This window comes from Streptomyces sp. NPDC050211, from assembly GCF_040656035.1.
Taxonomy (GTDB): domain Bacteria; phylum Actinomycetota; class Actinomycetes; order Streptomycetales; family Streptomycetaceae; genus Streptomyces.
Genome location: NZ_JBFALC010000044.1, coordinates 58,557 through 84,452, shown reverse-complemented (window position 1 = coordinate 84,452; position 25,896 = coordinate 58,557). Strand labels below are relative to the sequence as shown.

General features: G+C 69.3%; 23 protein-coding genes and 1 pseudogene. 18 read left to right on the top strand and 6 right to left on the bottom strand.

The annotated features are described in order from the left end of the window. Nucleotides 1-100 precede the first annotated feature (100 nt). From AB0I98_RS33765 to AB0I98_RS33740, 6 genes are all read right to left on the bottom strand, one after another. Entirely contained in the window at nt 101-1,090 is a 990-nt protein-coding gene (locus AB0I98_RS33765) for a zinc-dependent alcohol dehydrogenase family protein (RefSeq protein ID WP_362948568.1), read from the bottom strand. Continuing rightward, entirely contained in the window at nt 1,087-1,932 is an 846-nt protein-coding gene (locus AB0I98_RS33760) for a carbohydrate ABC transporter permease (protein WP_362948566.1), read from the bottom strand. Before AB0I98_RS33760 ends, AB0I98_RS33765 begins: the two co-directional genes overlap by 4 nt. Further along, nucleotides 1,929-2,867: a sugar ABC transporter permease gene (locus AB0I98_RS33755; protein WP_362948564.1), complete on the bottom strand. Its 939-nt coding sequence runs from the start codon at nt 2,865-2,867 to the stop codon at nt 1,929-1,931. Before AB0I98_RS33755 ends, AB0I98_RS33760 begins: the two co-directional genes overlap by 4 nt. Beyond that, nucleotides 2,864-4,234 carry a sugar ABC transporter substrate-binding protein gene (locus tag AB0I98_RS33750; protein ID WP_362948561.1) on the bottom strand — a complete coding sequence of 457 codons (1,371 nt, stop codon included), beginning with the start codon at nt 4,232-4,234 and terminating at the stop codon, nt 2,864-2,866. The genes AB0I98_RS33755 and AB0I98_RS33750 overlap by 4 nt, the downstream gene beginning before the upstream one ends. 105 nt (nt 4,235-4,339) lie before the next feature. After that, nucleotides 4,340-5,110, bottom strand: coding sequence for a DeoR/GlpR family DNA-binding transcription regulator (locus AB0I98_RS33745; protein WP_362948559.1), 771 nt, complete (start codon nt 5,108-5,110; stop codon nt 4,340-4,342). 302 nt (nt 5,111-5,412) lie between these two features. Then, complete coding sequence (locus AB0I98_RS33740; RefSeq protein ID WP_362948557.1) at nt 5,413-6,222, bottom strand: NAD(P)-dependent oxidoreductase; 810 nt, start codon at nt 6,220-6,222, stop codon at nt 5,413-5,415. A gap of 207 nt (nt 6,223-6,429) precedes the next feature. On the opposite strand from AB0I98_RS33740, the gene AB0I98_RS33735 reads away from it, so the two are divergent. The 18 genes and pseudogenes from AB0I98_RS33735 (at nt 6,430) to AB0I98_RS33650 (ending at nt 25,891) form a co-directional block, all read left to right on the top strand. Continuing rightward, nucleotides 6,430-7,371, top strand: coding sequence for a 5-dehydro-4-deoxyglucarate dehydratase (locus tag AB0I98_RS33735; RefSeq protein WP_362948556.1), 942 nt, complete (start codon nt 6,430-6,432; stop codon nt 7,369-7,371). Beyond that, complete coding sequence (locus AB0I98_RS33730; RefSeq protein ID WP_362948555.1) at nt 7,368-8,540, top strand: hypothetical protein; 1,173 nt, start codon at nt 7,368-7,370, stop codon at nt 8,538-8,540. Before AB0I98_RS33735 ends, AB0I98_RS33730 begins: the two co-directional genes overlap by 4 nt. A 91-nt stretch (nt 8,541-8,631) precedes the next feature. Beyond that, complete coding sequence (locus AB0I98_RS33725; RefSeq protein ID WP_362948553.1) at nt 8,632-9,066, top strand: VOC family protein; 435 nt, start codon at nt 8,632-8,634, stop codon at nt 9,064-9,066. A 95-nt stretch (nt 9,067-9,161) separates the two neighbouring features. Then, the gene (locus AB0I98_RS33720; RefSeq protein ID WP_362948551.1) at nt 9,162-9,755 is read left to right on the top strand and encodes a TIGR03086 family metal-binding protein; all 594 of its coding nucleotides are present in this window, start codon (nt 9,162-9,164) and stop codon (nt 9,753-9,755) included. Nucleotides 9,756-9,767: 12 nt separating this feature from the next. Next, nucleotides 9,768-9,999 (top strand): annotated as a pseudogene (locus AB0I98_RS33715) (hypothetical protein); the annotation flags it as partial. A 181-nt stretch (nt 10,000-10,180) separates the two neighbouring features. After that, the gene (locus AB0I98_RS33710; protein ID WP_362948550.1) at nt 10,181-10,861 is read left to right on the top strand and encodes a GntR family transcriptional regulator; all 681 of its coding nucleotides are present in this window, start codon (nt 10,181-10,183) and stop codon (nt 10,859-10,861) included. Further along, nucleotides 10,858-11,769 (top strand): dihydrodipicolinate synthase family protein, encoded by a 912-nt coding sequence (locus AB0I98_RS33705; protein ID WP_362948549.1) that lies wholly within the window; start codon nt 10,858-10,860, stop codon nt 11,767-11,769. The genes AB0I98_RS33710 and AB0I98_RS33705 overlap by 4 nt, the downstream gene beginning before the upstream one ends. After that, complete coding sequence (gene araD / locus AB0I98_RS33700; protein WP_362948547.1) at nt 11,766-13,496, top strand: L-arabinonate dehydratase; 1,731 nt, start codon at nt 11,766-11,768, stop codon at nt 13,494-13,496. Before AB0I98_RS33705 ends, araD begins: the two co-directional genes overlap by 4 nt. A 120-nt stretch (nt 13,497-13,616) precedes the next feature. Next, nucleotides 13,617-14,555 (top strand): sugar ABC transporter permease, encoded by a 939-nt coding sequence (locus AB0I98_RS33695; protein ID WP_362948546.1) that lies wholly within the window; start codon nt 13,617-13,619, stop codon nt 14,553-14,555. A 5-nt stretch (nt 14,556-14,560) separates the two neighbouring features. Further along, nucleotides 14,561-15,451 (top strand): carbohydrate ABC transporter permease, encoded by an 891-nt coding sequence (locus AB0I98_RS33690; RefSeq protein WP_362948576.1) that lies wholly within the window; start codon nt 14,561-14,563, stop codon nt 15,449-15,451. Then, nucleotides 15,448-16,731, top strand: a complete 1,284-nt coding sequence (locus AB0I98_RS33685) for a pectate lyase (protein WP_362948545.1) — start codon at nt 15,448-15,450, stop codon at nt 16,729-16,731. Before AB0I98_RS33690 ends, AB0I98_RS33685 begins: the two co-directional genes overlap by 4 nt. Beyond that, nucleotides 16,728-17,879 (top strand): Gfo/Idh/MocA family oxidoreductase, encoded by a 1,152-nt coding sequence (locus AB0I98_RS33680; RefSeq protein ID WP_362948543.1) that lies wholly within the window; start codon nt 16,728-16,730, stop codon nt 17,877-17,879. Before AB0I98_RS33685 ends, AB0I98_RS33680 begins: the two co-directional genes overlap by 4 nt. Further along, a complete protein-coding gene (locus AB0I98_RS33675; protein ID WP_362948542.1) occupies nt 17,879-18,724 on the top strand; it encodes a PmoA family protein in 846 nt (281 codons plus the stop codon). The genes AB0I98_RS33680 and AB0I98_RS33675 overlap by 1 nt, the downstream gene beginning before the upstream one ends. Beyond that, complete coding sequence (locus tag AB0I98_RS33670; RefSeq protein WP_362948541.1) at nt 18,721-20,229, top strand: family 43 glycosylhydrolase; 1,509 nt, start codon at nt 18,721-18,723, stop codon at nt 20,227-20,229. The genes AB0I98_RS33675 and AB0I98_RS33670 overlap by 4 nt, the downstream gene beginning before the upstream one ends. Nucleotides 20,230-20,271: 42 nt before the next feature. Continuing rightward, on the top strand, nt 20,272-22,248 hold the full coding sequence (locus tag AB0I98_RS33665; protein WP_362948539.1) for a pectinesterase family protein: 1,977 nt from the start codon (nt 20,272-20,274) through the stop codon (nt 22,246-22,248). A gap of 48 nt (nt 22,249-22,296) precedes the next feature. Further along, nucleotides 22,297-23,646, top strand: coding sequence for a sugar ABC transporter substrate-binding protein (locus AB0I98_RS33660; protein WP_362948537.1), 1,350 nt, complete (start codon nt 22,297-22,299; stop codon nt 23,644-23,646). Nucleotides 23,647-23,757: 111 nt separating this feature from the next. Continuing rightward, entirely contained in the window at nt 23,758-24,546 is a 789-nt protein-coding gene (locus AB0I98_RS33655; RefSeq protein ID WP_362948536.1) for a rhamnogalacturonan acetylesterase, read from the top strand. Between the two features lie 31 nt (nt 24,547-24,577). Further along, the gene (locus AB0I98_RS33650) at nt 24,578-25,891 is read left to right on the top strand and encodes a pectate lyase (protein ID WP_362948535.1); all 1,314 of its coding nucleotides are present in this window, start codon (nt 24,578-24,580) and stop codon (nt 25,889-25,891) included. Nucleotides 25,892-25,896 lie beyond the last annotated feature (5 nt).

Here is a 25,896-nt window from a genome sequence, read left to right as displayed (position 1 = left end):
CCCGCGGGGGTCCAGGGGGCGGAGCCCCCTGGCGGGGTCGAAGGGGCGGGCGGAGCCCCTGGGGATGGGACGGGTAGGGGCGGCGGGGGCGATCAAGGGCTTACGGCACTACCACGATCTTGCGGCCGACGCCCGACGCGAACTGGTCCAGTGCCTCCGGGTACCGGTCCAGGGGGATGCGGTCGCTGATGAAGATGTCGGGGTTCAGGACGCCCGTTGCGAAGAGTTCCGCCGCGCGTTCGAAGCTGTGGAGAACCGCCATTGAGCCCGTGATGGTGATCTCCTGGTTATAGATGCGGTATGGGTCGATCGTGACCCGGGTTGCGTAGTCCGCTACGCCGAACTGCAGGAACGTGCCCGCCTTCGCCACCCGTTCCAGGCCGTCCTGGATCGCCGCCGCGTTGCCGGTCGCGTCGATGACGAGGTCCCAGCCCTGGGGGCGGTCGAGTTCGTCGGGGGTCGCGGCGGAGGACGAGACGCCCAGGCGGCGGGCGGTTTCGAGGCGGGTGGGGTTCACGTCGACCACGTCGACGCTCGCGGCGCCGGTCCGCTTGGCCAGTTCCAGCATCATCAGGCCCATCGTGCCGGAGCCGTAGATCAGGACGTGGGCGCCCAGGCGGGATTGCAGGACGTCGTAGCCACGGACGGCGCAGGACAACGGTTCCACCAGCGCCGCGTCCTGCGTGCGGACGTGTTCGGGCAGTCGTACGCAATTCGCCACCGGAGCCACCGCGTACCGCGCCGCACCCCCGGCCGTCGTCACGCCGATCGCCGCCCAGCGTTCGCAGAGGTTGTTGTGGCCCGTACGGCAGTACCGGCACTCGTAGCAGTAGAGGGAGGGGTCAACTGCCACCCTGTCGCCTACCGACAGCTCCGTGACCTGGGTTCCCACCCCGACCACCTCGCCCGCGAACTCGTGCCCCGGCACGATCGGCAGCTTGGGGGCGAACTCGCCCTGGAGGATGTGCAGATCCGTTCCGCACAGGCCGCACGCCGCGACCTCGACCACGACGTCGCGCGGTCCTGGCGTCGGGTCCGGGACCTCGGCGACGACGGCCTTGCCCACGGACTCGATGACGGCGGCCTTCATTTGACGGCTCCCAACGACAGGCCCTGGACCAGTTTGTCCTGGGCGGCGAACCCCGCGGCGAGCACCGGCAGGGAGATGACGAGCGACGCGGCGCACACCTTCGCCAGGAACAGGCCCTGACTGGTGATGAAGGTGGTGAGGAAGACGGGGGCTGTTTCGGATACGACGCCCGTCAGCACCCTCGCGAACAGCAGCTCGTTCCAGCTGAAGATGAAGCAGATGAGGGAAGTTGCGGCGATGCCTGGCAGGGCGATGGGGGCCACCACGCGGGCCAGGATCGTCGGGAGCCTCGCGCCGTCCACCCTGGCCGCCTCGATCACCTCGACCGGGATCTCCGAGAGGAAGGACTGCATCATCCAGACCGCGATCGGCAGGTTCATCGAGGTGTAGAGGATGACCAGCAGCCAGACGTTGTCGAGCATGTCGGTGTTCTTGGCGAACAGGTAGATGGGCAGCAGGCCTGCCACCACCGGCAGCATCTTCGTGGAGAGGAAGAAGAACAGGACGTCCGTCCACTTCTTCACCGGGCGGATCGACAGGGCGTAGGCCGCGGGGAGTGCCAGGACGAGGACGAACAGCGTCGATGCCACCGACGCCACCGCCGAGTTGATCAGGGACGGCCAGGGGGTCGCGCCGCCGCCCGTGCCGAAGAACTCGCGGTAGCCGTCCAGGGTGAGGGCGGCGCCGAAGGACGGCGGGTTGGTCGCCGCGTCCTCCTCGGAGTGGAAGGACGTCAGCGCCATCCAGGCGATGGGCAGGAAGAAGACGATGCCGGTCAGCCAGGCCACCAGGCCCAGGCTGATGCCCTTGCGCTTGCGGATGCGTACGGCGATGTCGCTCATGCGCGGCCCACCTCCTCGCGGAACAGGGACGACACGACGCGCAGGGCGAAGGTCGCGATGATGATCGAGCCGATGACCACCAGGACGCCGGCGGCCGAGGCGAGGCCGTTCTCATGGGCCTGGTAGAAGGTCTGGTAGACGGTGTAGGGGAGGTTGGCGGTGCCCAGGCCGCCCGATGTGATCGTGAAGACCGCGTCGAAGTTCTGGACGATGTAGATCGAGCCCAGCAGGGCGCCCAGTTCGAGATAGCGGCGCAGATGCGGGAGCGTCAGATAGCGGAAGATCTGCCAGTCGCTCGCGCCGTCCACCCGCGCGGCCTCCATCTGCTGCTGGTCGCGGCTCTGCAGGCCCGCCAGCAGGATCAGCATCATGAACGGGGTCCACTGCCAGACCAGTGCGGCCTCGACGGCGAGGAGCGGGGTGTCGGAGATCCAGTCCGGCTGTGGGCCGCCGACGTACTGCAACAGGCCGTTGAACAGGCCGTATTCGGGGTTGTAGAGGACGTGCTTCCAGAGCAGCGCCGCGGCCACCGGGACCACCAGGAAGGGCGCGATCAGCAGGGTGCGGACCAGTCCCCGGCCCTTGAACTTCCGGTCCAGGAGCAGCGCCAGGACCAGGCCCAGGACCAGGCTGGCCAGCACCACGGCCACGGTGAGCAGGATCGTCGTCCATACGGAACGGCGCAGGTCCGGGTCGGTGAGGACTTCGGAGTAGTTGGCGAAGCCGGTGAACTCGCGGGCGTCGGGGTAGAGCGAGTTCCAGTCGAAGAACGAGATCACCAGCGTGGCCACGAACGGCAGCTGGGTCACGACGATCATGAAGATCAGGGCGGGGAGGAGGGGGGCGCGGGTGGCCCAGGCGCGCATGCGGCCGGAGGGGCGCTTCTCGGCGCGGACGGATGGTGCGGCGATCGGAGCGGTGGTCGTGGCGGTCATCGTCCCTCGTACTCCTCGGAGATCTTCTCGGCGAGCTGCTGGGACTTGCTCAGGGCCGAGTCGACGGACTGGCGTCCGGCGATGGCCGCGCTGATCTCCTGGGAGACCTTGGTGCCGAGGTCGGTGAACTCGGGGATGCCGACGAACTGGATGCCGGGTGCCGGGCGCGGCTGCACTCCCGGGTCATTGGGTCGTGCGCCCTCGATGGCCTCCTTGGTCATCTCCTGGAAGGCGGCTGCCTCCGCGCGGTAGTCGGGGTTCTCGTACGTCGACGCGCGCTTGCCCGCAGGTACGTTCGACCAGCCGATCTCGTCGCCGACCAGTTGCTCGTACTGCTTGCTGGACGCCCAGGACACGAACTTCCAGGCCTTGTCGGGGTTGCGGGAGGCGTCCTGGATGCCCCAGGCCCAGGTGTAGAGCCAGCCGGCGGACTCGGTCTTCTCGACCGGCGCGGGCACGTAGCCGACCTTGCCCTTGACCGGGGAGTCGGCGGACTCCAGGGAACCGGCCGCGGAGGTGGCGTCGTACCACATGGAGACCTTGCCCTGGGTCATGTTGTTCAGGCACTCGGCGAAGCCGGACTGGGCGGCGCCGGACTCGCCGTGGTCACGGACCAGGTCGACATAGAACTTCACCGCCTTCTCCCACTCGGGGGAGTCGAGCCGGGCCTTCCAGTCCTTGTCGAACCAGGTGCCGCCGAAGGTGTTCACGACCGTGGTGAGCGGAGCCATGACCTCGCCCCAGCCCGGCAGGCCGCGCAGACAGATGCCCTTCATGCCGGGCTCGGCGCCGTCGGCCTGCGCGGCGAGGTCCGCCACCTGCTGCCAGGTGGGGTGCGCGGGCATCGTCAGGCCCTTCTTCTCGAAGACGTCCTTGCGGTACATCAGGAAGGACGACTCGCCGTAGAAGGGCTGGCCGTAGAGCTTGCCGTCCTCGGCGGTCAGGGACTCGCGCATCGGCTTGAGGATGTCCTGCTCGTCGTACGCCGGGTCCTTGGCGACGTACGAGTCCATCTCGTGCAGCCAGTCGTTCTTGGCGTAGATCGGGATCTCGTAGTTGGACAGGGTGGCCACGTCGTACTGGCCGGCCTGGTTGGCGAAGTCCTGGCTGATCTTGTCGCGGACGTCGTTCTCGGGCAGGACGGTAAAGTTGACCTTGATGCCGGTCTCTTTGGTGAAGTGGGCGGCGGTGAGCTTCTGCAGCTCCACCATCTGGGGGTTGTTGACCATGAGGACGTTGATCGAGTTGCCGCCCGATCCGGCCCCGCCCGCGCCGACCCAGCAGCCGGTGAGCAGCGGGGCGAGCAGCGTCCCTGCGGCGACCGCGGCGAGTGTGGCTCGCGGCCTCCGACGGCTCTGGGTTCGCATGGATCGCTCCTGAACATTTGGGGAGATAAGGGGTGTTGCCGGGCGTGGGGTGCCCTACAGGGGGTGCGTTTTGGGTTTTCGGACCCGGTTGATCAGCCCGATTGATCAGACCCGGATGACCTGTGGCCCCAGCAGTGAGTAGCGGTGGGCCTCGGCCGTCGGGAGCAGCGTGCTCGTGACGATCGCCTCCAGTGCGCCGACCTCGGCGAACCGGCAGAAGCTCACCGCCCCGAACTTGGTGTGCACGCCCGCGAACACGGTGCGCCGGGAGGCGCGCACGGCCTGCGCCTTGACCTCGCTGACGGCGGGGTCGGGGGTGGTCAGACCGTGTTCGCGGGAGATGCCGTTGGCGCCGATGAAGGCGAGGTCGATGACGAAGCCGGCGAGCATCTTCGTCGTCCAGTGGTCGACGGTGGCCAGGGTGCCGGAGCGGACCCGGCCGCCGAGGAGTAGCACCGAGATGCCCTCGACCTCGGCGAGCGTGCCGGCGACCGGCAGGGACGCGGTGACCACGGTCAGTGGCCGGTCCCGGGGGAGTGCCTCGGCGATGAGCTGAGGGGTGAACCCCTCGTCGACGAAGACGGTCTCGGCGTCCCCGAGCAACTCGGCCGCGGCGGCCGCGATGCGTCGCTTCTCGGGGACATGGCTGGTGGCGCGGAAGGCGAGCGTCGTCTCGAAACCGGCGCTCTCCACGGGATACGCGCCGCCGTGGGTGCGGCGGACCAGCCCGTGGTCCTCCAGGGCGCGCAGATCCCGTCGTACGGTCTCCTTCGCCACGCCCAGCTCGGCGGCGAGCGCGGTGACATCGACCGAGCCGGAGGCGCGAGCGACGCGGACGATTTCCCGCTGACGCTCTTCCGCGGTCTTCTCGCCCATGGCCGACACCTGCCTTCGTACGGTGAGCTCCGTTGCCCGTTCGGGCCCGGTGGGACCCATGCAGGAAGTTCTACAGCGGGCGCGCGACACTGACCAGGCCTGTTGGGGGCCCGATAATGCCCGTGTGTGCCCGTTCGACTCTACCGGTGCCCGCCTCGGACCAGCACGGCTGTCGAAAAGGGCGTGAGATCGGGCATGACCCGTGCCCGCATACGGCGGCGGGCGGGCCCGTTCGGTGCCCGCCCGCCGTAGAAGCGCTCTCGCGTACGTATGAGTGAAGCAAGTATGGGTGAAGTCGGACGTCAGTACGGCCAGATCGGCGGATCGCTGACGAAGTGGCCGCCGAGGTAGGCGTGCGCCACGTTCTCCGGGTCGAGCTCGCCCTGTTCGGCGATGAGCTTCTCGGCGTACGGCTCGGAGTCGTCCTGCGGTGCGTAGCCGAGGGCCCGCGCGGTGGTCAGGTCCCACCACAGGCGGGTGTTGGCGGAGGAGCCGTAGACGACGGTGTGGCCGACGTGCTCGGCGGTCAGGGCCGCGTGGAAGAGGCGGGCGCCGTCGTCAGGGCTCATCCATACCGAGAGCATGCGCACGCTGGTCGGCTCGGGGAAGCAGGAGCCGATGCGCACGGAGACGGTCTCCAGGCCGTGCTTGTCCCAGAAGAACTGGGCGAGGTCCTCGCCGAAGGACTTGGACAGGCCGTAGAAGGTGTCGGGGCGGCGCGGGGTGTCGATCGGGATGAGGGGGTCCTCGCCCTGCGGGCGGGGCGTGAAGCCGACCGCGTGGTTGGAGGAGGCGAAGACGATGCGCTCGACGCCTTCCTGGTGGGCCGCCTCGTACAGGTTGTACGTCCCCTCGATGTTCGCCCTGAGGATCTTCTCGAACGGGGCTTCCAGGGAGATGCCCGCGAGATGGATGATCGCGTCGACGCCCCGGACGGCCTCGCGCAGGGCGTCCTTGTCGGCGAGGTCGGCGACGATCGCGTCCGGCTCGCCCTCGATCGGGCGCAGATCGAGCAGGCGGAGTGTGTAGCCGTAGTCCGGGAGCAGGTCCCGCATCAGGGTGCCGAGCCCGCCGGCGGCGCCGGTGAGCAGAACGGTGCGGGGGGCTGGCATCCTCGGTTCTCCTTGAGTTCAGGGGCCGTATGCATGCACGCACGGTATTCACATTCATGGACAAGCTAGGGATCACCGACCTTGCCCGTCAAGGGTGGCGCAGTCTGCGTTCATAAACGTAAACTCCGATCAGAAACCTGCATGCAGTCGTCCTCGTTCACAGCCGTACTCGTTATTTCGTAGCCGTCCTCGTTATAGGGAGCGCCCGTGACGCCAGCCCCCCTTGCCGCACGCCTGAGCATCCCCAGCGGGCCGCTGTTCTTCCCGGTCACCGCCTACGGCCCCGACGGCGCGGTCGACCTGGACGTCTACCGCACCCATGTCCGCCGCGGCGTCGAGGCCGGGGCCGCCGCCGTGTTCGCCTGCTGCGGCACCGGGGAGTTCCACGCGCTCACGCCGGAGGAGTTCGAGGCCTGCGTGGGCGCGGCCGTCGAGGCGGCCGAGGGGCGGGTCCCGGTCGTCGCGGGCGCCGGCTACGGCACCGCGCTCGCCGTGCGGTACGCGCGTCTCGCGGCGGCGGCCGGAGCGGACGGGCTGCTCGCCATGCCGCCGTACCTCGTCGTCGCCGGGCAGGAGGGGCTGCTGCGGCACTACCGGGAGGTGGCGGACGCGACCGCGCTGCCCGTGATCGTCTACCAGCGCGACAACGCCGTGTTCACGCCGGAGACGGCCGTCGAACTGGCCCGCACGGACGGGATCATCGGGTTCAAGGACGGGCTCGGCGACCTGGACCTGATGCAGCGCATCGTGAGCGCCGTCCGCACCGAGGCCCCCGGCGACTTCCTCTACTTCAACGGACTCCCGACCGCCGAACAGACCCAGCTCGCCTACCGCGGCATCGGCATCACCCTCTACTCCTCCGCCGTGTTCTGCTTCGTCCCGGAGCTTGCCCTCGCCTTCCACCGGGCGCTCGGCTCCGGCGACGACACCACTGCGCACCGGCTCCTTGACGGCTTCTACCGGCCCTTCGTCGACCTGCGCGCCCAGGGCCGCGGCTATGCCGTCTCGCTGGTCAAGGCGGGTGTACGGCTGCGGGGGCTCGACGTCGGTCCGGTACGGTCGCCGCTGCACGAACCGGCCGGGGAACATGTGAAGCAGCTGGCCGAACTCATCGACAGGGGCTACGAGTTGCTGCAGGAGGATGCGTGAAGGCGTCGACATTCGTCTACCCCTGGGACATCAACGGCGACCCGGAGGCCCCCGGCCGGATCGCCGCGCTCGGCGTGCGGCAGGTGACGCTCGCCGCCGCCTACCACTCCACCCGCGCCCTCACCCCCCGCCACCCGCGGCACCGCATCGTCACCGCCGAGCACGCGGCCGTGCTGTATCCCATGGACGAACGGTGGGACGGGCGGGAGCTGCGCCCGTACGCCGCCGGTGACTGGGCCCCGGGCGACGCCTACGGCGAGGCGGCCGCCGCAATCGCGGACGCCGGCCTGGACGTGCACACCTGGGTCGTCCTCGCGCACAACTCCCGTATGGGCGCCGAACATCCGGACACCTCGGTCGTCAACGCCTACGGCGACCGCTACCCGTGGGCGCCCTGCATCGCCCAGCCCGACACGCGCGCGTACTTGATCGACCTGGCCGCCGAGGCGGCGGTACGGCCCGGCGCGCGCGGCACCGAACTGGAGTCCCTCGGCTGGTACGGGCTGCAGCACCTGCACGCCCACGACAAGACCGGCGGGGTGGGCCTCGGGGACGCCGGGCAGTACCTGATGTCGCTCTGCTTCTGCCTGGACTGCCGCACGGGGTACGGCGAACAGGGCCTGGACGCCGACGAGTTGGCGGCAGCCGTACGCACCGCGCTGGAGCCCGTGTGGCAGGGCGCACCCTCCGACGGAGGCTGGACGGCGATCGAGAAGCTGCTCGGCGAGACGAACGCGACGGCCACGCGCGCGTGGCGCGACGACACCGCCCGCACGCTCCAGGAGGCGGCGGTCCGAGCGGTGCGTGCGGCCGCTCCCGACGGCTTCCAGGTCCTGCTGCACGCCGACCCGGTGTCGTACCACTGCGGTGCGAACGCGGGGGTGGACCCCGAGCACATCCTGTCGGTCGCGGACGGTGTGGTCGTGCCCTGCGCGGGCGGGCCCGGCCTGCTCACGCCCTTCGTGGAGCAGGGCGGCGTGGAGCGGGGGAGCGCCGTCGTCGCCGCCAACTTCACCGTCGTCTCCGGCATGGGCGGCAGCCCCGCCACGCTCACCGCGGATCTGGCCCGCGCCCGGGAGTTCGGGGCGAGCGAAATCCGGCTGTATCACGCCGGGTTGGCGTCGGACGGCGACCTGGAGGCGGTCCGCTCCGCACTCACCGGGAGCTGAGCCGCCGCCACCAGCAGATGCCTTGATGCGGCTGGGGAAGGACGATGGAAGGGCGAGCGCCGGTCAGTCGTCCGGACGAGGAGGCAGCCCTATGGAATGGACCCTGGAAGTGATCCCGGTCCCGGTTTCCGACCTGGACCGGGCCAAGAGCTTCTACGCCGATCAGTGCGGTTTCCCTGTCGACGTCGATGTGTCGCCGTTCGAGGGCGGGCGGCTGGTGCAGCTCACGCCGCCCGGCTCGCGGTGCTCCATCGTGCTGCAGAGCGGTCTGCCGCAGACGCCGGGCCAGCCGCCAATGGCGTCCGGCTCGCTCCAGGGCGTCCAGCTCTGCGTCGCGGACATCGAGGCGGCCCGTGAGCAGCTGGTCGCGCGGGGTGTCGAGGTCGGGCCGGTGCAGCACGTGGGCGCGTCCGGGTGGGAGGAGGGCAAGGGCGAGGGCGACTGGAACTCCTTCGTGTTCTTCAAGGACCCCGACGGCAACGGCTGGGTGGTCCAGGAGATGCCGGCGCCGCTCTCGCAACGCTGAGGAAGGTGCCGAGCGGACCGGCCGATGAGTTTCGCGCCGCGGTCGGGTCCACCACCTGAGCAGAGACCGCGACCGCCGACACAGGAGGACCCGCCATGCCTGAGCCGATCATCGACCTCGGCCCGCAGACCAGGATCGTGGCACGCCTGGCGGACGGCGTGCCCGACGAACGGCTGGGGGACGTCACGCCCTGCCCCGACTACACCGTGCGCAACATGCTCGGGCACCTCACCCACCTGGCCGCCGCCTTCCGCGACGCCGGCCGCAAGGATCTCGGCCCTTCCACGGACACCGACCCCGGCGACTCCGTGCCGGACATCGCACCCGGCTGGCGCGAGGAGCTGCCCAAGGTCCTCGACGAACTCGCCGAGGCCTGGCGCGACCCGGCGGCCTGGACCGGCGAGACCCGCGCGGGCGGCGTGCCGCTGTCGGGCGCGGAGGCCGGAGCCGTCGCCGTGGACGAGCTGGTCATCCACGGCTGGGACCTGGCCCGCGCCACCGGCCTGCCCTACGAGCCCGACCCCGCCGCCCTCCAGCTCTGTTACGACCTGCTCCTCGCTGCGGCCGACGACCCCTCCCGCGGCGGCGGCATCTTCGGCCCGGTCGTCCCGGTACCGGAGGACGCATCGCTGCTCGACCGGGCGGTGGGGCTGAGCGGCCGGGACCCGGGGTGGACGCCCGGGCGGTGACCGTACGCTCTCTTCGCCGAGTTGCAGCGGCACACTGATCCGGCACGGCTCAGCGCGATCTGGGTGTCGCATCTGCACGCCGATCACAACACCGACCTGCTGGCCGCGGTATACGGGCTCGCCTACGGAGGGCTCACCCCGCCCGCGCCCATTCCCCGAACTCGCCCGCGACGCCGACCTGTTCCTGCCTGAGTCCGACATCGACGCGCATCGCGAAGGCGAACAGGTTCATCTGACGCCCGAGCCCACCAGGGCCGCGTGCGAGGGCGACACCCGGGCCGTCTGAGTCCTCGCCGCAGCTCCCAACTTCCTTTTGTCGGAAGCTGTCAGAAGCATTGACGAAACATTGCGCCCCTCTTACCTTCAAGCCGTCGTACTTCGTACGTCATATATGAGACGCGATATGTGAGATCCGAGAGGCGCGCATGACCTCTGTGCCCACGCCGATCCCCTCCCGCACGCAATATGTGCAGGAGGAGATCAAACGCCGCATCCTCACCGGGCAGCTGACGCCCGGTCAGGCCCTGGTCGAGACCGAGCTCGCCGCGCAGTTCGGGGTGTCGAAGACCCCCGTGCGGGAGGCGCTGAAGACCCTGGCCGGGACCGGGCTCGTCGTGATGAACCAGTACAAGGGCGTCACGGTGCGCATGGTGGACGCGGACATGGCACGCGAGGTCTACGACGTGCGGCTGCTGCTGGAGCCCGAGGCGCTGAAGCGGGCGGTCCGGCGCGGCGCCTCCCTCGACGCCGCGCGCGCCGCGCTGACCCGCGCCGACGCGGCCGGCGACACCGCCGAACGGTCCCTCGCCAACCGGGAGTTCCACCGCGCCCTGTACCTGCCCTGCGGCAACCCGCTGCTCGGCCGGATGCTCGACGAGGTCCGCGACCAGGCCGCCCTGGTCTCCGCCGTCGCCTGGGCCGCCTCGCCCTCCTGGGACCGCGAGGCCGGTGAGCACCGGGAGATCCTGCGGCTGGCCCTGGAGGGCGACGCGGACGGTGCGGCCCGCGCCCTCCACGCGCATATCGCGTCGTTCGTGCAGCGGGCCTTCCCCGGGGCCCACGAAGAGATCCAGGCCGAGCACCAGGACGAGGAAGGTCAGGAATGAGCAGCGTGACGTACGAGGCCCAGCGGGCGGCCCTGGCCGACGTGGTGGCGATCCCGGTGACCCCGTTCGCCGAGGACGGCAGCGTCGACCAGGACACCCACCGGGCCCTGCTACGTCGGCTGCTCGACGGCGGCATCAGCATCCTCACGCCCAACGGGAACACCGGCGAGTTCTACGCCCTCACCCCCCAAGAGCGGCAGCTCGTCACCGAGTTGACCATCGACGAGACGGGCGACCGCGCCGCCATCCTCGTCGGCGTCGGCCACGACGTCCCCACCGCCGTCGCCTCCGCCCGGCACGCCCGTGAACTCGGCGCCCAGATGGTGATGGTCCACCAGCCCGTCCACCCGTACGTCTCCCAGGGCGGCTGGGTCGACTACCACCGCGCCATCGCCGAGTCCGTGCCCGAGCTGGGCGTCGTCCCGTACATCCGCAACGCGCAGCTCAGCGGCTTCCGGCTGGCCGAACTCGCCGACGCCTGCCCGAACGTCATCGGCGTGAAGTACGCCGTCCCGGACGCCGCCAAGTTCGCCGCCTTCGCCCGCGACGCGGGCCTGGAACGCTTCGTCTGGATCGCCGGCCTCGCCGAGCCCTACGCCCCCTCCTACTTCTCCGCGGGCGCCACCGGCTTCACCTCGGGGCTCGTGAACGTCGCCCCGTCCGTTTCGCTGAACATGATCGAAGCGCTTCGATCCGGCGACTACCCGGCCGCCATGAAGGTCTGGGAGCAGATCCGCCGCTTCGAGGAACTCCGCGCCGCCAACGGCTCCGCGAACAACGTCACCGTCGTCAAGGAGGCCCTCGCCTCCCTCGGCCTGTGCCGCCGCGACGTCCGCCCGCCGAGCAAGCCGCTGCCCGAGGACGAACGAGCCGAGGTCGCCGCGATAGCCGCGGGGTGGTCCATATGACCGGCAGAAAGCGCCCGGAAGACCTCAGAAGCCACCAGTGGTACGGCACCGAGGGCCAGTTGCGCACCTGGTCGCACAACGCTCGCATGCGCCAGCTGGGATACGAGGCGGAGGAGTACCGGGGCCGCCCGGTGATCGCCGTCCTCAACACCTGGTCCGACATCAACCCCTGCCATGTCCATCTGCGCGAGCGCGCCCAGGCGGTCAAGCGGGGGGTGTGGCAGGACGGCGGCTTCCCGCTGGAGTTCCCGGTCTCCACTCTCTCGGAGACCTATCAGAAGCCGACTCCGATGCTCTACCGCAACCTGCTCGCGATGGAGACGGAGGAGCTGCTGCGGTCGTATCCGATCGACGCGGCGGTGCTGCTCGGCGGCTGCGACAAATCGACGCCGGCGCTGCTCATGGGCGCGGTCTCGGCCGATGTGCCGTCGATCTTCGTTCCCGCGGGTCCGATGCTGCCGGGGCACTGGCGCGGTACGACCCTGGGGTCCGGTACCGACATGTGGAAGTACTGGGACGAGCACCGCGCGGGCAACCTGACCGACTGTGAACTGCGGGAGCTCCAGGGCGGGTTGGCCCGTTCGCCGGGCCACTGCATGACCATGGGGACGGCCTCCACGATGACCGCGGCGGCGGAAGCTCTCGGCATGACGCTGCCGGGCGCCTCCTCGATACCGGCCGTCGACTCCGGACACGAGAGGATGGCCGCCGCCTCCGGGCGCCGCGCCGTGGAGCTCGCGTGGAACGGGATCGCGCCGTCCTCCATTCTCACCCGCGAAGCCTTCGAGGACGCGGTGACGACCGTTCTGGGGCTCGGCGGCTCCACCAACGCCGTGATCCATCTGATCGCCATGGCCGGACGGGCCGGCGTCAAGCTCACCCTCGACGACTTCGACCGCATCGCCCGCACCGTGCCGGTGCTGGCCAACGTACGGCCCGGCGGACGGACGTACCTCATGGAGGACTTCCACTTCGCCGGCGGACTGCCCGCCTTCCTCTCGCGGATCACCGACCTGCTGCACCTGGACCGGCCGACCGTGAACGGAACCCTGGGCGAGCAGATCGCGGGTGCCGTCGTCCACAACGACGAGGTCATCCGCCCGCGCGACAACCCGGTCGCGCGGGAAGGCGGGGTCGCCGTGCTGCGCGGCAACCTCTGCCCGGACGGCGCCGTCATCAAGCACATCTCCGCCGAGCCGCACCTGCTCAAGCACACCGGCACCGCGGTCGTCTTCGACGATTACAAGACGATGCAGCGGACCATCAACGACCCGGCCCTGAACATCACCCCCGACAGCGTGCTGGTACTGCGCAACGCCGGGCCCAAGGGCGGTCCGGGCATGCCGGAGTACGGGATGCTGCCTCTGCCCGACCACCTGCTGAAGCAGGGCGTACGGGACATGGTGCGGATCTCCGACGCCCGGATGAGCGGCACGAGTTACGGCACGTGCGTGCTCCACGTGGCGCCGGAGTCGTACATCGGAGGACCGCTCGCGCTGGTGCGCACAGGCGACTCGATCAGCCTGGACGTCGAGGCGCGAACGCTCCAACTCAACGTGGACGACGAGGAGTTGGAGCGCCGCAGGGCGGAGTGGACGCCGCCGCCCGTGCGGTACGAGCGCGGATACGGCGCGCTCTACAACGAACAGATCACCCAGGCGGACACCGGCTGCGACTTCGAGTTCCTCGCGCGGCCGGGCACGGTGCAGGACCCGTACGCGGGCTGAACCACCCTCGGCCGGGCCCTCTTTGGCCGAGATCCCGAACGTTGATCGGCAAGCGCTTCACCCGCACGAGTAAACGCACCGAGTAACGCACGAGCAAACGCACGAGAACGGAGAACAGTCATGGCCCAAGCCGCAGCCGTGGCGAAACCGCCCGCGCCACCGAGGCGGCGGCGCCGTGCCTCTGCCACCCCCCGCAGACTGCCGTATCTGCTGATCGCCCCGGCAGCCGTGCTGATGCTCGGCTTCATCGCCTACCCGGTGCTCAGCGTCTTCTACTACAGCCTGCAGAACTACAACCCCACCAAGCCCTGGCGGAACGGCTACGCGGGCTTCGACAACTTCGTCCACGCCTTCACCGAGGACCCGGTCTTCTGGGACACGCTGATCTTCAGCGCGAAGTGGGTCGTCGTCGAGGTCGGGCTGCAGCTGCTGTTCGGTCTGGCGCTGGCGCTGATCGTCAACCAGACGTTCGTCGGACGGGGGCTGGGCCGCGCGCTGGTGTTCTCGCCGTGGGCCGTCTCCGGTGTGCTGACCTCCGCGATCTGGGTGCTGCTCTACAACTCCCAGACGGGTATCACCCGTTACCTCGCCGACATGGGCATCGGTACCTACGGCACCAGCTGGCTGTCGGACACCTCCACCGTCTTCCCGGCGGCGATCGTCGCCGATCTCTGGCGCGGCGTGCCCTTCTTCGCGATCCTCATCCTCGCCGACCTCCAGTCCGTCTCGAAGGACCTGTACGAGGCGGCCGAGGTCGACGGGGCGAGCCGGCTGAAGCAGTTCTGGCACATCACGCTGCCCCATCTGAAGGACGCGATCATCCTGTCCACGCTGCTGCGCGCGGTGTGGGAGTTCAACAACGTCGACCTGCTCTACACGCTCACCGGCGGCGGACCGGCGGGCGAGACGACGACACTCCCGCTCTACATCGCCAACACCAGCGTCGACGCCCACAACTTCGGCTACGCGTCGGCCCTGACCACCGTCGCGTTCGTGATCCTGCTCTTCTGCTCGATGGTCTATCTGCGGCTGAGCAAGTTCGGAGGTGAGGCCAAGTGAGCACCATCAAGGAGGCCACCGCGGTCGCCCCGGCCGCCCGACGCCCGGTCCCCGAGCCGCCGCGTCCGGCGAAGAAGCGCCGCGCCTGGGACGAGGCCCCGCGCTGGCAGATCTACACCCCGCTGGGGATCTACCTGGTCTTCACCCTGATCCCCTTCTACTGGATCCTGCTCTTCGCGCTCCGCCCGGCCGGCTCCACCTCGCTGGTGCCCTGGCCGATGACCTTCGACCACTTCGAGAAGGTGTGGACGGACCGGGCCTTCGGCACCTACTTCCAGAACAGCGTCCTCGTCGGCGTCGCGACCCTGGTGATGACGACGGTCGTCGCGCTGGCCGGCGGCTACGCCCTCGCCCGGTTCGACTTCAAGGTCAAGCGGGCCTTCATGCTCGGCCTGCTGTGCTCCCAGTTCGTGCCGGGCGCGCTGCTCCTGGTGCCGCTGTTCGAGATCTTCGCCGAACTGCAGATGATCAACTCGCTGGGCAGCGTCATCCTCGCGGAGACGGTCTTCCAGCTGCCGCTGTCGATGATCCTGATCAGCAACTTCATCAAGAACGTGCCGTACTCCCTGGAGGAGGCCGCCTGGGTCGACGGCTGCAACAGGATGACCGCCTTCCGGATCGTCGTCCTGCCGCTGCTGCGGCCCGGTCTGATCGCCGTCGGCTCCTTCGCCTTCGTGCACTCCTGGAACCACTTCCTGTTCGCCCTGATGTTCCTCAACAACCAGGACAAGCAGACCATCCCCGTCGGCCTCAACACCCTGATGAGCGCGGACAGCGTCGACCTGGGCGCGCTCGCCGCGGGCGGCATCATCGCCGCCGTACCCGTGGTGATCGTCTTCGCCTTCATCCAGAAGTGGCTGATCACCGGCTTCAGCGCGGGGGCGGTGAAGGGATGAGAAAGCATCAACTCATCGTGCCGCTGGCCCTGTTGGCCGCGCTCAGCGTCCCCGCCCACGCCGAGGACCGCGACATCAGCCGCGACACCCTGCCCGCCGACGACGGCTGGGCGGCGTACGGCACGGGCACCACCGGAGGATCGGCCGCCGACGACGCCCACGTCTTCACCGTCACCGACCGCGCCGAACTGGTCCGCGCCCTCGACGGCGGCAGCGACGCCCCGAAGATCATCCGGATCGCCGGGACGATCGACGCCAACACCGACGACAACGGCGACCACCTGGACTGCGCCGACTACGCCACCGACGGCTACAGCCTGTCGAAGTACCTGGCCGCCTACGACCCCCGCACCTGGGGTGCGGCGAAGCCGAGCGGCCCGCAGGAGGAGGCCCGCCAGGCGTCCGCCGCCCAGCAGGCCGAACGGGTCGTCCTGAACGTCGGCTCCAACACCACGATCGTCGGCCTCGGCTCCTCAGCGGTACTCACAGGCGCGAGCCTCCAGGTCAAGAACGCGAACAACGTCATCATCCGCAACCTCGAACTCCGCGACGCCTACGACTGCTTCCCCGTCTGGCAGCCCAACACCGGCGGCCTCGGCGACTGGAAGACGGCGTACGACACCCTGTGGCTGACCGGCGCCACCCACGTCTGGATCGACCACATCACCGCCAGCGACAAGGGCCACCCCGACGCGAAGGAACCCACCTACTTCGCCCGCAACTACCTCCGCCACGACGGCCTGCTGGACATCACCAACGGCTCCGACCTGATCACCGTCTCCTGGAGCCGGTTCGCCGACCACGACAAGGCGATGCTGATCGGCAACGGCGACACGGCGACGGGTGATCGCGGCAAGCTCCGGGTGACCCTGCACCACAACGAGTTCGAGTCCGTCGTACAGCGCGCCCCGCGCGTCCGCTTCGGACAGGTGCACCTCTACAACAACCGGTACGCCGTGGAAGACGGCCACCGGTACTCGCTCGGCGTCTCCACCGAGTCCGCCCTCTACGCCGAGAACAACGCCATCCACACCCCCGGCCACATCGAGGCCGCCGACCTGGTGAAGAGCTGGAACGGCACCGCCCTGCACCAGACCGGCACCCTCTTCAACGGCTACCCGGTCGACCTGCTGGCGATCCACAACGCCTACAACTCCGGCAGCGAGCGCGATCTCACGGCCGACGTCGGCTGGACACCTACCCTGCACGCAAAGATCGACAGCGCCGAGCGGGCCGACCGAGAGGTGGCACGCGGCGCGGGCGCAGGGAGGATCCCATGAGCGTAGACATCGTCCTGGCGGGCGCGCGCGGTCACGGCCGCTGGCACGTCGAGAACATCCGTCGGCTGCAGGACAAGGGGCTGGTACGCCTGGCCGGCATCTGCGAACTGACGCCGTTGACCGAGGCGGAACTCGGAGGCGGGGAACTGCCCGCCCAGTCGTCCGACTTCGGCGCCCTCCTCGACTCCACCGGCGCGCGGATCGCCGTGATCTGCACGCCGATCCCGACCCACACCGACCTCGCGCTGACCGCCGCCGAGCGGGGCGTACATCTGCTGCTGGAGAAGCCGCCCGCGCCGTCGTACGCCGAGTTCCGCCGGATGGCCGACGGGGTCGCCCGGGCGGGGGTCGCCTGCCAGATCGGGTTCCAGTCGCTGGGCTCGCACGCGGTGCCGGTGATCCGTGAGCTGATCGCCGAGGGGGCGATCGGTGAGCTGGTCGGCATCGGCGGGGCGGGGGCCTGGGCACGCGCCGAGGCGTACTACCGGCGTGCGCCGTGGGCGGGCAAGCGGCGGCTGAACGGCGTCGAGGTGATCGACGGCGTGCTGACCAACCCGCTCGCGCACGCCGTCGCCACCGCCCTCGCGCTGAACGGCACGACCCGCGCCGAGGACGTCACCGACATCGAGACCGAGCTGCTGCGCGCCAACGACATCGAGTCCGACGACACCTCCTGCGTCCGCGTCACCACCGCGGCGGGCCGCTCGGTCACCGTCGCCGCGACCCTGTGCGCCGAGGATCCCGACGAGCCGTACGTCCTCGTGCACGGCAGCCGCGGCAGGATCACCTTCTGGTACAAGCAGGACCGCGTGCTGCTCCAGCGCGCCGATCACGGCCCGGAGGAGACCGACTACGGCCGTACGGACCTGCTGGAGAACCTCGTCGACCACGTCACCAGCGGCGCCGAGCTGCTGGTCACGCCGGACTCGACGGGCGCCTTCATGAAGGTCGTTGAAGCGATTCGACTGGCCCCCGACCCCGCCCCGCTGCCGGAGGAGGCCTGGGACTTCGTCCCCGAAGAGGGCCGCCGGGTGGTCCCCGGCGTCGACGGACTCGTCGCCGCCGCCGCCGACACCCTCTCCCTCTACTCCGAGCTGGGCGCCCCCTGGGCGCTCCCGCAAGCGCGCCCGAAAGAGGTGAGCACCTGATGACGACCACCGACTCCCCGGTCCTGCGCGTCGCGGGCCGCCCGGTCGCCCGCTATGTGACGCGGCCCGAGCTGGCCCCCCGGCTCTCCCCACGCCCCTATCTGCACCCCGTCACCACCCTGGCCGGCACGGCGGTCACCGAGCTGAGCCCCGCCGACCACACCCACCACCTCGGCGTCGGTGTCGCCGTTCCCGACGTCGAGGGGCACAACTTCTGGGGCGGACGCACCTACGTCCGCGACCGGGGCCCCACCGAGCTGGACAACCACGGAGCCCAGCGGCACACCGCGTTCCAGCTCCGCGACCCCGACGGCTTCGTGGAGGAGCTGCGCTGGGTTGCCGCGGGAGCCGAGCTGCTGCGCGAGCGCCGTACGGTGGCGGCCACCGAACTCACCGACGCCGCCTGGGCGTTGGACCTCACCTTCTCCCTCACCAACGTCACCTCCGCCCCGCTGTCGATCGGCAGCCCGGCCACCAACGGCCGCCCCGGCGCCGCCTACGGCGGCTTCTTCTGGCGGGCGCGCAAGGAGTCCACGGCGCCGGACGTGTTCACCCTCGACCGCGAGGGCGAGCAGGAGATCCACGGCGCCCGCGCCGCCTGGGTGGCTCTCGCGGGCTCCACCTGGACCCTGATCTTCGCCGGGGCCACCGAAGAGACCCGCCGGGACCGGTGGTTCGTGCGCGCCACGGAGTACCCCGGCGTCGGCTCCTCCCTGGCCGCCGAGGAGCGGCTGCCGATCCCGCCCGGTGAGACCGCCGTCCGCCGGATCGTCACCGTCGTCGCCGACGGCCGCGTCAGCCGGCTCGAAGCGGCGTCCCTGGTCCGCAAGGCGGTCAGCCCATGACGACCGACACCTACCGCAACCCGATCCTCGACGCCGACTGGTCCGACCCGGACGTGATCCGCGTCGGCGACGACTTCTACCTCACGGCCTCCAGCTTCGGCCGCGCCCCCGGCCTGCCTCTGCTCCACTCCCGCGACCTGGTCAACTGGACCCTGGTCGGCCACGCACTCGGGCGCCTGGAGCCCGCTGCCGAGTTCAAGTTCCCGCGCCACGACTGCGGAGTCTGGGCACCCGCCTTACGCCACCACGACGACCGCTTCTGGATCTTCTGGGGCGACCCCGACCAGGGCATCTTCCAGATCAACGCCCCCGAGATCCGCGGCCCCTGGACCCGCCCCCACCTCGTCAAGGCGGGCAAGGGCCTGATCGACCCCTGCCCCCTCTGGGACGAAGAGACCGGCGAGGCCTACCTGATCCACGCCTGGGCCAAGTCCCGCTCCGGCATCAAGAACCGCCTCACCGGCCACCGTATGCAACCTGACGGCACGTCACTTCTCGACGAGGGCAAGGTGATCGTCGACGGGGACCGCATCCCCGGCTGGTTCACCCTCGAAGGCCCCAAGCTCTACCGGCACGACGGCTGGTTCTGGATCCTCGCCCCCGCCGGGGGAGTCGAGACCGGCTGGCAGGGGGCCTTCCGCGCGCGCGGGTTCTTCGGGCCGTACGAGGAGAGGATCGTCCTCGAGCAGAAGGACACCGACGTCAACGGGCCGCACCAGGGCGGCTGGGTGCGCACCCCGTCCGGTGAGGACTGGTTCGTGCACTTCCAGCAGCGCGGTGCGTACGGCCGGGTCGTCCACCTCCAGCCGATGCGCTGGGGCACGGACGGCTGGCCGGTGCTCGGCGACGACGGCGCCCCCGTCGCCGTACACAAGCGCCCGGACCTGCCACCGCAGCCGGCCGCCGCGCCCGCCACCGACGACGACTTCCCCGGAGGACGCCACGGCCGCCAGTGGCAGTGGACGGCCAACCCGCAGGACGGCTGGGCCACCCAGCACTCCGGCGACGGCCTTCGCCTCACTTGCGTCCGCTCGGCCGACACGCACGACCTGCGCAAACTGCCGAGCGTCCTCACCCAGCGGCTGCCCGGGACGCCCTGCACGGTGGAGGTCGGGCTGCAGCTCCACAGCGAGGAGCCGGGCTCCAGGGCAGGGCTCGCGGTGCTCGGAGACGCCTTCAGCTGGATCGGGTTGCAGCGGGGGACCGACGGGACGGTCCACCTCGTGCACCGGTTCGCCGAGGCCGTCGCCGAGCGGGAGCGGGACGCCTCCCATCCGCGGCTCGCGCCCGAGGGACGGGCCCGGCTGCGGATCGAGATCGGCTCCGGGGCACGCTGCCGCTTCTCGTACGACATCGGCGACGGCTGGACGTCCTCTGGTCCCGTCTTCGCCGCCACGCCCTGGCGCTGGGTCGGCGCCCTGCTCGGACTGTTCGCGCTCGCGCCCGTCGGCGGGGGACACGCCGGCGCCGCGGTCTTCACGCACTTCCGGATCACCCCCCTGTAACTCACGTCACCCGTAAGCCTGTTACGCCTGTCGGGAGCCGCAATGACGCACTTCCATAGCAAGCGCTTGCCCCACTCTTCGAGACCGGGGTACGGCCTCGTCCTGGCCGCGGTGGTGAGCCTGGTCGCCGCACTGTGCCTCGGAGCCGTCGGGGAAGCGAAGGCCGCCCCGGCCTCCGAGTCCCGCTGGAGCGACCGGCCGCACGGGTTCGCCTCGCTCGCCGGCGGTACCACCGGCGGCGCGGGCGGCAAGGTCGTCACCGTCACCGACCAGGCCTCGCTGATGAAGTACGCGGGCGCCGAGGAGCCGTACATCATCCGGGTCCAGGGCACGATCACGGCTCAGCCGTTCGGCGCGAGCGTCGAGGTCGCCTCGGACAAGACGATCGTCGGGGTCGGCGCGAGCGCTGAGCTGGTGCAGGGCGAGTTCCATCTCAGCCCCGGCACGCACAACGTGATCATCCGCAACATGACGATCCGTGACTCGGCGATCGAGGGCAACTGGGACTGCAAGGACACCGACTTCGACGGCATCCAGATGGACACCGTCCACCACGTCTGGGTCGACCACAACCGCTTCTCGAACATCTGCGACGGGCAACTCGACGTCCGCAAGGACAGCGAATACGTGACCATCTCCTACAACCGGTTCGAGAACAACAACAAGACGTTCGGGCTCGGCTGGACCACCAACGTCAAGACCCAGATCACCATCGACCACAACTGGTTCGCCCACACCAAGCAGCGCAACCCATCCATCGACAACGCCGCGTACGCGCACCTCTACAACAACTACCTGACGGCACAGGTGGATCCCGGCGACCCCGTGTGGACGTACGGGAACTGGTCACGCGGCAGGACCAGGATGGTCATCGAGAACTCCTACTACCAGGACGTCCAGCACCCCTACCAGGCCGATGCCACCGCCGAGTTGGTGCAGCGCGGGTCGATCCTGAAGAACACCAGCGGGCGGCACGACGCGTGGGGTGCGGCCTTCGATCCGCGGGAGTTCTACGACTACCGGCTCGACCCGGCTGCCGCTGTGCCCGCGATCGTGAAGCGGTTCTCGGGTCCGCAGGAGCGGATCGGGGTGGTGCTCCAGGTTCCGGCCGGCTACCCGAACGTGCAGGCCGCGGTGGACGCCGTGCCGGACGGCAACGCCAGTGCGGTGACGATCTCGGTCGCGCCGGGAACGTACCGCGAGAAGGTGGTCATCCCCGCGAGCAAGCCGCACATCGTGCTGCAGGGGACCGGACACGATCGCTCGGACACCGTCATCGTCCACGACACCCCGGCCGCGTACGGGGGTTCCACGGGCAGCGCCACGGTACGGATCGCCGCGCACGACGTCATCGCCCGCAACCTCACCTTCAGCAACGACTTCGACGAGGCCGCGCATGAGCTGAACGGTGAGCAGGCGCTCGCGATGAAGACGACCGGCGACCGGATCGTCTTCGAGGACACGGCCTTCCTGGGGAACCAGGACACGCTGATGACGGACAGTCCGAAGCTGGACGTGATCAGCCGGGTCTATGTGCGCGACTCGTACATCGAGGGCGATGTCGACTTCATCTACGGGCGGGCGACCACCGTGGTGGAACGGTCCGTGATCCGGGCGCTGAGCCGGGGTTCGGACAGCAACAACGGGTACATCACCGCCGCTTCGACCTGGAAGGGCAATCCGTACGGGTTTCTCGTGGTGCGGTCGAAGGTCGTGAGCGACGCGCCCGCCGGGACGTTCCATCTGGGGCGGCCCTGGCATCCGGGCGGTGAGCCGGACGCGGTGGCGCAGGTGCTGTTCCGCGACACCGAGTTGCCCGCCGCGATCAAGTCCTCGCCGTGGACCGACATGAGCGGGTTCTCGTGGAGGGACGCGCGGTTCGCGGAGCACCGGAACTTCGGGCCGGGGGCCGCCGTGAGCGCGGACCGGCCGCAGATGGGTGACGCGGAGGCGGGCTCGCACACCGTCGCCGACTACCTCAAGGGCACGGACGGCTGGGCGCCGTATGCCCGTCACTGACCCCCACAACTTCATCACTCCGCTGGATCCAGAAGAAGAGAGCCGACCATGAAGATCAGTATTCGCAGAAGCAGGCGCGCGGCCATCGCGGTCGCCCTGGGGTCAGTACTCGCGCTGACCGCCACCGCCTGCGGTGACGACGGCAGCGGGACGGGCGGTGACACGGGCGCGGAAGGCAGCGGCAAGGGCAAGGTCGTCTTCTGGGACAACAACGGCGGTGTCCGCACCGACATCTGGAAAGAGATCATCGCCGACTTCGAGAAGGCCAACCCGGACATCGACGTCGAGTACGTCGGTATCGCCTCCACCGAGTACCAGTCCAAGGTCGACACCGCCATCCAGGCCGACGGCCTGCCCGACGTCGGCGGTGTCGGCGCGGCCATGCTCGCCGGGTTCTCCGCGCAGAACGCGCTGGAGCCGCTGGACGACCGGCTCGCCAAGTCCTCGCTGAACGGCAAGCTCAACGAGGACATGGTCGAGTCGCTGAAGGCCGCCGGCGGCGGGGACGACACGCTGTACTCGATTCCGACCTCCGCGAACAACGGTGTCCTGTACTACCGCACCGATCTGTTCAAGGCGGCCGGGCTGGAGGAGCCGCTCACCTGGGAGGCCTTCTACAAGGCCGCCGAGAAGCTCACCAACTCCGGGAAGAACGAGTTCGGTTACACCATTCGTGGTGGCGCCGGGTCCATCGCCCAGGCGCTGGACGCGATGTACGGGCAGTCCGGAATCACGTCCTTCTGGGACGCGAGCGGCGAGAAGACGACCGTCAACGACCCCAAGAACATTGCCGCGTTGGAGAAGTACGCGGCTCTGTACAAGAAGGTCACTCCGGCCGCCGACCTCAACAACGACTTCACGAAGATGGTCGCGCAGTGGGACTCCGGCACGATCGGGATGCTGAACCACAACCTGGGGTCGTACCAGGATCATGTGAAGGCGCTCGGGGTCGACAAGTTCCGGGGTATTCCGCAGCCGATCGGCTCCTCCGGTAAGCGGGTCCAGGTGTCCAACCCCGTTGACGGGCTGGGGTTGTTCAAGAGCTCCAAGAACAAGGACGCGGCGTGGAAGTTCATCGAGTTCGCCACGTCGCCCGAGGAGAACTCGAAGTTCAACAAGTCCGCGGGGCAGGTGCCGGCGAACACGGAGGCGGCCAAGGACGCGTGGATCTCTGAGGCCGAGCCTACGAAACTGGCTGCGCAGGCGTTGAGTGACGGGTCGACGACGATTGTGCAGCTGCCGTACTACCTGCCGGACTGGAACACGATTTCCAAGGCGGACAACGAGCCGAACTTCCAGAAGGTGCTGCTCGGGGACATGAGCGCGAAGGAGTTTCTGGACACGCTCGCCGACCAGCTGAATGAGGCTCAGGCCGAGTGGAAGGAACAGAACGGCTGAGAGATTGGTGGGTTTCGGTTGTGGGGGGCTGCGGGTCCGTTGTGGCTGGTCGCGCAGTTCCCCGCGCCCCTAGGTAGGCAAGCTCCCCCTTACTGAAAGGCCACCACTGTCGTGTCTCTCAGTCGTAGACAGGTTGCTGCTGTCCTTGGCGTCGTTCCGATGGCGGTCACCGGTACCGCTCACGCATCCGGGCGCCGCCCCCGCACCCTCTTCATCGCCGGTGATTCCACCGCCGCCCAGAAATACGCCGCCGCTGCTCCGGAAACCGGGTGGGGAATGGTGCTCCCCTTCTTCCTCCACAAGGGCCGGCCCGTTTCCAATCACGCGGTGAACGGCCGTAGTTCGAAAAGCTTCGTCGACGAAGGGCGGCTCGATGTCGTTCTCGGACAGATTCGTGCCGGCGACTTCCTCCTGATCCAGTTCGCGCACAACGACGAGAAGGCCGACGATCCGACTCGGTACACGGAGCCCTGGTCGACGTATCAGGACCATCTGCGGTTGTACGTCGACGGGGCTCGGGCGCGTGGGGCGCGGCCCGTGCTGGCGACGGCCGTCGAGCGGCGTCGGTTCGATGTGGGCGGCAACGCTGTGCCGAGTCATGGCGACTATCCGGCGGCGATGCGGGCGCTGGCCCAGGAGGAGCGGGTGGCGTTGCTCGACCTTCAGGCGCTGTCGCTCGCGTTGTGGCAGGAACTCGGGGTCGAGGAGACGAAGAAGTACTTCAACTGGACCGAGACCGAGCAGGACAACACGCACTTCAATCCGCCGGGTGCGATCGCCGTGGCGAGGCTTGTGGCGCGTGAGCTGGTGCGTACGCGGGTGCTCGGCCCGCAGGACGTGCGCCGGCTCGACCAGGAGATCCCGGAGTCCTGGATCACCTGGCCGCAGGCCGCCGCGTAACCACCCCGACCACAGAAAAGAGAGCCGCACAATGAACGCACAGAGGTGGCATGGGCATGCCATCACCAAGGCAGCTGTGCTGATCGGCTGCACCGCGCTCGTCCTCGGTCTCACCGGCACCGGTGCCCAGGCCGGACCCCGTGACCTGGGCCGTCAGGTCCTCGGCGCGGGGGACGGCTGGGGATCGGAGGGGGCGGGGACGACCGGTGGTTCGGCCGCCGACGCCGAGCACGTCTACACCGTCACCACGTGGGCCGAGTTCAAGGCCGCGCTGCGGGACGGGGGTGACGCGCCGAAGATCATCAAGGTCAAGGGCGTGATCGACGCCGTATCGCAGGGCTGCGAGGCCTTCGTCACCGACGGCTACGACCTTCAGCAGTACCTCGAGGACTACGACCCGGCCGTCTACGGCAACGACAAGGTCGCCATGGGACCGCAGGAGGACGCGCGGGTCGCGTCCGCCGCCAACCAGAACGCGGAGATCAAGGCCTTCATCCCCAGCAACACCACCATCGTCGGCGTCGGAAAGAACTCCGGCATCCTCGGCGGCAGCCTCCAGATCTTCGGCGTCTCGAACGTCATCCTGCGCAACCTCACCATCGAGGCCCCGCTCGACTGCTTCCCCAAGTGGGACCCGACCGACGACAACAACACCGGCAACTGGAACTCCGAGTACGACACCGTGGTCGTCTACGGCACGGATCACGTGTGGCTCGACCACAACACGTTCACCGACGGGCGCTTCCCCGACAGCGAGCGGCCCGTCTACTTCGGCAAGGTCTTCCAGCAGCACGACGGCCTGACCGACATCGTGCGCGGCTCCAACTACGTGACCGTGTCCTGGAACCGCTATGAGAACCACGACAAGAACATGCTGATCGGCAACGGCGACGGCCTCGCCGCCATCGACGCCGGCAAGCTCAAGGTCACCATGCACCACAACCGCTTCGACGGGATCCTCCAGCGTTCCCCGCGGGTGCGGTTCGGACAGGTCGACGTCTACAACAACCACTACGTGGTGAACGAGGAACAGCAGGACGACTACTACATCTTCGGCGTCGGCATCTCCTCGCAGCTCCACGCCACCGACAACGCCATCTCCCTGCCGCCCGGCGCGAGCGTCGGCAAGGCGCTGAAGAAGTGGAACGAGTCACCGCTCACCGCCGAGAACAACTACGTCAACGGGAAGCGGACCGACCTCATCGCCGTCCACAACGCCGAGATCCCGGAGGAGACCCTCCAGTCCGGCGCCGGCTGGAAGCCGAGTCTGCGGACGAAGGTCGACCACCCCAAGGCGGTCCCGGGGATCGTCGCCCACCGCGCGGGCGCCGGCCGCCTGCGCTGACCCCG

Bases quoted from the DNA above. Each gene is read 5' to 3' on its own strand.
- AB0I98_RS33760 (WP_362948566.1), bottom strand. From the start codon at position 1,932: ATGAGCGACATCGCCGTACGCATCCGCAAGCGCAAGGGCATCAGCCTG.
- AB0I98_RS33670 (WP_362948541.1), top strand. From the start codon at position 18,721: ATGACGACCGACACCTACCGCAACCCGATCCTCGACGCCGACTGGTCC.
- AB0I98_RS33750 (WP_362948561.1), bottom strand. From the start codon at position 4,234: ATGCGAACCCAGAGCCGTCGGAGGCCGCGAGCCACACTCGCCGCGGTC.
- AB0I98_RS33660 (WP_362948537.1), top strand. From the start codon at position 22,297: ATGAAGATCAGTATTCGCAGAAGCAGGCGCGCGGCCATCGCGGTCGCC.
- AB0I98_RS33765 (WP_362948568.1), bottom strand. From the start codon at position 1,090: ATGAAGGCCGCCGTCATCGAGTCCGTGGGCAAGGCCGTCGTCGCCGAG.
- AB0I98_RS33710 (WP_362948550.1), top strand. From the start codon at position 10,181: ATGACCTCTGTGCCCACGCCGATCCCCTCCCGCACGCAATATGTGCAG.
- AB0I98_RS33720 (WP_362948551.1), top strand. From the start codon at position 9,162: ATGCCTGAGCCGATCATCGACCTCGGCCCGCAGACCAGGATCGTGGCA.
- AB0I98_RS33680 (WP_362948543.1), top strand. From the start codon at position 16,728: ATGAGCGTAGACATCGTCCTGGCGGGCGCGCGCGGTCACGGCCGCTGG.
- AB0I98_RS33725 (WP_362948553.1), top strand. From the start codon at position 8,632: ATGGAATGGACCCTGGAAGTGATCCCGGTCCCGGTTTCCGACCTGGAC.
- AB0I98_RS33755 (WP_362948564.1), bottom strand. From the start codon at position 2,867: ATGACCGCCACGACCACCGCTCCGATCGCCGCACCATCCGTCCGCGCC.
- AB0I98_RS33685 (WP_362948545.1), top strand. From the start codon at position 15,448: ATGAGAAAGCATCAACTCATCGTGCCGCTGGCCCTGTTGGCCGCGCTC.
- AB0I98_RS33650 (WP_362948535.1), top strand. From the start codon at position 24,578: ATGAACGCACAGAGGTGGCATGGGCATGCCATCACCAAGGCAGCTGTG.
- AB0I98_RS33675 (WP_362948542.1), top strand. From the start codon at position 17,879: ATGACGACCACCGACTCCCCGGTCCTGCGCGTCGCGGGCCGCCCGGTC.
- AB0I98_RS33665 (WP_362948539.1), top strand. From the start codon at position 20,272: ATGACGCACTTCCATAGCAAGCGCTTGCCCCACTCTTCGAGACCGGGG.
- araD (WP_362948547.1), top strand. From the start codon at position 11,766: ATGACCGGCAGAAAGCGCCCGGAAGACCTCAGAAGCCACCAGTGGTAC.
- AB0I98_RS33745 (WP_362948559.1), bottom strand. From the start codon at position 5,110: ATGGGCGAGAAGACCGCGGAAGAGCGTCAGCGGGAAATCGTCCGCGTC.
- AB0I98_RS33695 (WP_362948546.1), top strand. From the start codon at position 13,617: ATGGCCCAAGCCGCAGCCGTGGCGAAACCGCCCGCGCCACCGAGGCGG.
- AB0I98_RS33705 (WP_362948549.1), top strand. From the start codon at position 10,858: ATGAGCAGCGTGACGTACGAGGCCCAGCGGGCGGCCCTGGCCGACGTG.
- AB0I98_RS33740 (WP_362948557.1), bottom strand. From the start codon at position 6,222: ATGCCAGCCCCCCGCACCGTTCTGCTCACCGGCGCCGCCGGCGGGCTC.